Genomic DNA, 4,557 nt, shown 5'->3' on the forward strand with positions numbered 1-4,557 from the left:
CCCCTGCTATATTTTCTTCTATCCCAGCCCTCCCCGCAAATTGCTAAAAGTTTGTATGCTGAATCTATATGGTTGTTTATAGTTCTTAATTAAAACTGGTGCAAGAAGATTTTCGTTTAATTATTGATTTAGTTTTGGTGTTTGCTGTTGCAGCTTGCGGTGGACTATTAGCTGCGCTGTTAAAACAACCTGTTTTGCTGGGATATCTGATTGGTGGGATGGTTGTTGGTCCTTCTGGACTGCGACTGATTAAGGAACTTATCCAAGTGGAAACCTTGGCTCAGTTTGGGGTGGCGTTTTTGTTGTTTGCTTTGGGTGTGGAGTTTTCCTTAACGGAACTTAGGAAAGTTAAGGCGATCGCTCTCGGAGGTGGTACTTTACAAATTATCCTCACTATTCTCATCACTGTTTTGGTCTGCGGTGTCACTGGCGCTTGGGGAACTTTACCCGCTAAGGGTGTATTTTTGGGTTCGATTTTGTCTCTGTCTTCCACTGCGGTGGTTCTCAAGTGCTTAATGGAACGCAATGAAACGGAAACACCTCACGGTCAGGTGATGCTGGGGATGTTGGTTGTCCAGGATTTAGCCCTGGGACTAATGTTAGCTGTCTTACCAGCCCTCCATGAACCAGGAGAGGTGATTGGCATTGCTGTGTTGATGGCATTGCTAAAGATTGGTTTATTTGCCGCTGGTGCGGTTGTAGCGGGGATTTGGTTAATTCCCCCCTTACTCAGATTATTAGCCAGAACGGAAAGTAAGGAGTTATTTTTATTAGGTATTGTCACCATCTGTTTAGGAATTGCCATATTCACAGAATACTTGGGGTTATCTATTGAAATGGGGGCATTTGTCGCTGGATTGATGATTTCTGAGGTGGAATATGCTGATGAAACTTTGACTATTGTTGAACCATTGCGGGATATATTTGCTAGTTTATTTTTTGCTGCCATTGGGATGTTGATTGATCCGGTATTTTTGTGGCAAAATCTAGAATTGATTCTCGGATTGGTGGCTTTGGTTTTTGTGGGTAAGTTTTTAATTATTACTCCTTTAGTAAGTCTGTTTCGCTATCCTTTAAAAACATCTTTAATTGTGGGGCTGGGATTAGCACAAATTGGGGAATTTTCGTTCGTTCTGGCTAGTGAAGGGCAAGCTTTGGGTTTGGTGTCTCGGCGGGTATATTTACTAATTTTAGGAACTACCGCTGTCACTTTAATGTTGACTCCTTTTGTCCTGCGATTAGTGCCATTTTTATTCGATTTTGCTGAATCTATGCCTTGGTTAAAACCATATTTGGTGGATGACCAAGCTCGTGATTTTTCGGAAGATTTGCCACAGAAAAATCATATCGTAGTTTGTGGTTATGGACGACTGGGTAAAAATCTGGTGAAGTTGTTACAGCAATATCAATTATCTGTGGTAGTAATTGACCAATCAGAAAGTCGGATTCAACAGTTAAGGGATGCAGGAATTGCCTATGTTTATGGTAATGCGGTGAGTCTTCATGTCTTAGAAACCGCTGGTGTCAGTCATGCTCAAGGAATGGCGATCGCACTCCCAGATCCTGCTAGTATTCGACTATGCTTAAAAAGATCTTTGGAAGTATGTCCAGAATTAGATACAGTTGTCCGTGCTACCCAAGATAAAAATATTGAGCTTCTTTATCAATTGGGGGCAAAGGAAGTTGTCCAACCAGAATTTGAAGCTAGTTTGGAAATGGTAAATCATCTCTTAATTACTGTGGGTTTGTTACCAGAAGTGGTACAAGAGAAAATGCAACAAATTCGCCAAGATCATTATTTGGATTTACGCCCTGAAAGTTCTGCTGCTGAAGTTTCTCAATATTTACAAAAAGTCACCCGTGATCTAAATCGTCGTTGGTATGACTTACCAGCAGATTCACCTTTAATTGGCATGACTTTAGAAGAAGTGAATATGCGTTATTTAACTGGGGTGAGTTTAATGGCTATTTGTCGGGTTGATGGAGAAGAAATTGATTATCCCAATAGTCAAACTACACTCCTTTTAGGCGATCGCCTATTAGTGGTAGGATCAGCAGAAGAATTAACAGCTTTAATCCAATTTGCTGAAGGTAAAATCACCATTAAGTAGCAATACTTGTCGGTTAAGGGAACACCAAAAAATAAATTACCCAATTTTGTGGGATGGGCATCCTGCCTGTCCTTGATCATTAGCGGGCTTTTCGTCCCCACCACAAGAAATTTTTGGGTAAGTAATTGGACAAAAATATTTACAGTCATTGCGAGCGAAGGGAAGCAATCACAATTTTGTGGGATGGGCATCCTGCCTGTCCTTGATGATTAGCAGGCTTTTCGTCCTGCACCACAAGAAATTTTTGGGTATTTTTTTAATTGGAAGTCCCAAGGAAATGTAGGTTGGGTTGAGCGATAGCGAAACCCAACAAAATCCATGATAATATTGGGTTATGGCTGATGCTTCCGGCTCCCGCAGGGGTACGCCTATAGCTAACGCCTCCCGTCAGGGATACATTTACGTTCCACAACCCAACCTTGTATCTTAGAGGTATGTTAGAGGAAGGAAGGTTAGGTTTCTGGAGATGATCGGTTGCATCTAATACTTTTCAAACAACCTCTAAAATTCAGGGTTTTGATAGGCGAGATAAACAGCTTCTAAAAATACATCTGAAGCAATATTTCCTGGCAGAATTTCTAAATTAATAATAGATTGAACCTGTTGGGTGAGTTTTAAAGAAAGTGCTGTCCGGGCTTTTGTGGACATTCCACCGCGTCGGCGTAAATATTCTCGAATAATAGCAAAATCATCTGGTAATAAAAGTGATAAATCGGCTATTTCTCGTAATTGAATATGGAAAGATTTAGCTGTTTCAGAAATAGCTAAATTTGATGATTTCACAACTGTTTCTGATTGAATCACAATTGTTCCAGCAGCTAAATCACCAAGACGCTTTTCTCGGTTACTAAAAGTAATTAAAAAAGCACCCATAAATAAGGATTCATCAAGAGGACGGAGTAAGGCTCGTAATGCTGATTGTTGTAAACCCACAGGTCTACCATCATCGCGCACAACACGAATTTTAGCAATACTTTTACCGGGTGTTTGTCCGTGCCAAAGAGTTTCAAAAAGGACGAAATAACCTGTGTAAATAAAGAAAAAACTTAATAGAGATATGGCTATCAACCACAAGCCGAAATTAGAGCCAAAAATACTAACTCCCAAATCAGTAATTTGCTGAAAAATAAACGACCATATTAACGCCAATATTACTAAAGTAAAAGCTAAAATTAGGTAGTCAATCATTAGTGCTAAAGCCCGACTACCAATTCCAGCCAGGGTAAATTCTATTTCCACACTTTCAGGTGTAGTGAATTTAATGCGATTAAAAAGGTGCATTATATTTGAATTTAATTAAATATCGTGATCACGTAATTGTAAACCCAACCCTTCTCGACGACTTCGCAAGTCATAGTAAATCACAGCTTTTATTGATTGCCAGAATGGCATCACAAACGTTCCTCCTACTAAACTGATAAGCAAGGAAACGAGATACACCAATGTGTAGATAGTAGAACCCGGCTCTAGTTTGATGAGAAATAAATTAGGTATATAGTTAAATAAAAACATAATTGGCAGCGTCACAAGTCCAGTAACTATCACAATTCCTTGAATGCGAAATGCTGAAGCTTTGGTTAACTCCCAACTTCTAGAAATACTTTCGCTACCATTGATATTTTCTTCTACTGCTAACGGTACTTCAGCCACAACCCAACGAGCGTAAAACCAAGTTAGTCCTGGCAGCACCATCAAAATAATTAATAATGGGGTGAAGTAGGGAGATAAGTAAATCACTATAGGTCCTAAGATTAAAAATAAGATGAATGTCAACAGACCAACCGCTATACCAGCTACAATCGTCACTCCCAGATAAGCTAAGAAAAGATTAATACCTACTTGCAGATAAACTGCAAAAAATGACCAAAAACGTGGATTAACATGACTTCTAGCTTCTTCAACACTTTCCGGCTGGTAAGTCAATTCTCCAAAAGCTAAACGTGATATGAGTCCAGAAATCGCCGCATATTTTGCCCAGCCATAGATGGGAACTAAAGCCCATAAGTGAGCGATTAAAGCTAGTTTCAGATAAGTCTTCAGATGAGAGCGATATAAACGTACACCAGCACTGACTACATTGCCGATACTCAATGGTTGTATGGAGCTAGAAGAACCAAAATTTCCAGACATGGTGTTAATTTTTTCCTAAAATACAGTGCTTACTTTGAAGTTATTTTAAGCTAATCTGTACTAAGTATTTAGAAATTTTATGAATATTCAACGTTGGATAGGAAGACGCGAGGCTAATTGGCAGCGTTTAGATGCTTTGTTGAAGAAGGTAGAACAAAAACGCTTAAAGTCCCTGCGTTCGGCAGAAATTAGGGGTAGAAGCAGCTTGATAATTTCTACCCATAACTATCCATATATTACTGTTTGTCCAAGTCTTCAAGAAGTTGATCAACAAAATCCCTCAACCGTTGCTGCCAATCAGGGACGGTTTTAATTT

4 protein-coding genes are annotated in these 4,557 nt (G+C 39.5%); 2 read left to right on the forward strand and 2 right to left on the reverse strand.

Going from position 1 to position 4,557, the window contains the following annotated elements; translation table 11 throughout:
* Positions 1-98 precede the first annotated feature (98 nt).
* Positions 99-2,111, forward strand: coding sequence for a cation:proton antiporter (locus tag IQ228_RS21690; protein WP_027401520.1), 2,013 nt, complete (start codon positions 99-101; stop codon positions 2,109-2,111).
* 501 nt (positions 2,112-2,612) lie between these two features.
* On the opposite strand, the gene IQ228_RS21695 is transcribed toward IQ228_RS21690, so the two are convergent.
* Complete coding sequence (locus IQ228_RS21695) at positions 2,613-3,392, reverse strand: RDD family protein (protein ID WP_039199606.1); 780 nt, start codon at positions 3,390-3,392, stop codon at positions 2,613-2,615.
* A 15-nt stretch (positions 3,393-3,407) separates the two neighbouring features.
* The gene (locus IQ228_RS21700; protein WP_039199604.1) at positions 3,408-4,241 is read right to left on the reverse strand and encodes a hypothetical protein; all 834 of its coding nucleotides are present in this window, start codon (positions 4,239-4,241) and stop codon (positions 3,408-3,410) included.
* A 79-nt stretch (positions 4,242-4,320) separates the two neighbouring features.
* Here IQ228_RS21700 and IQ228_RS27485 point away from each other — a divergent pair, with 79 nt between their 5' ends.
* On the forward strand, positions 4,321-4,554 hold the full coding sequence (locus IQ228_RS27485) for a hypothetical protein (protein ID WP_039199603.1): 234 nt from the start codon (positions 4,321-4,323) through the stop codon (positions 4,552-4,554).
* The last annotated feature ends 3 nt before the right edge of the window (positions 4,555-4,557 follow it).

Source organism: Dolichospermum sp. LEGE 00246, assembly GCF_015207865.1.
Classification (GTDB): Bacteria; Cyanobacteriota; Cyanobacteriia; order Cyanobacteriales; family Nostocaceae; genus Dolichospermum; species Dolichospermum heterosporum.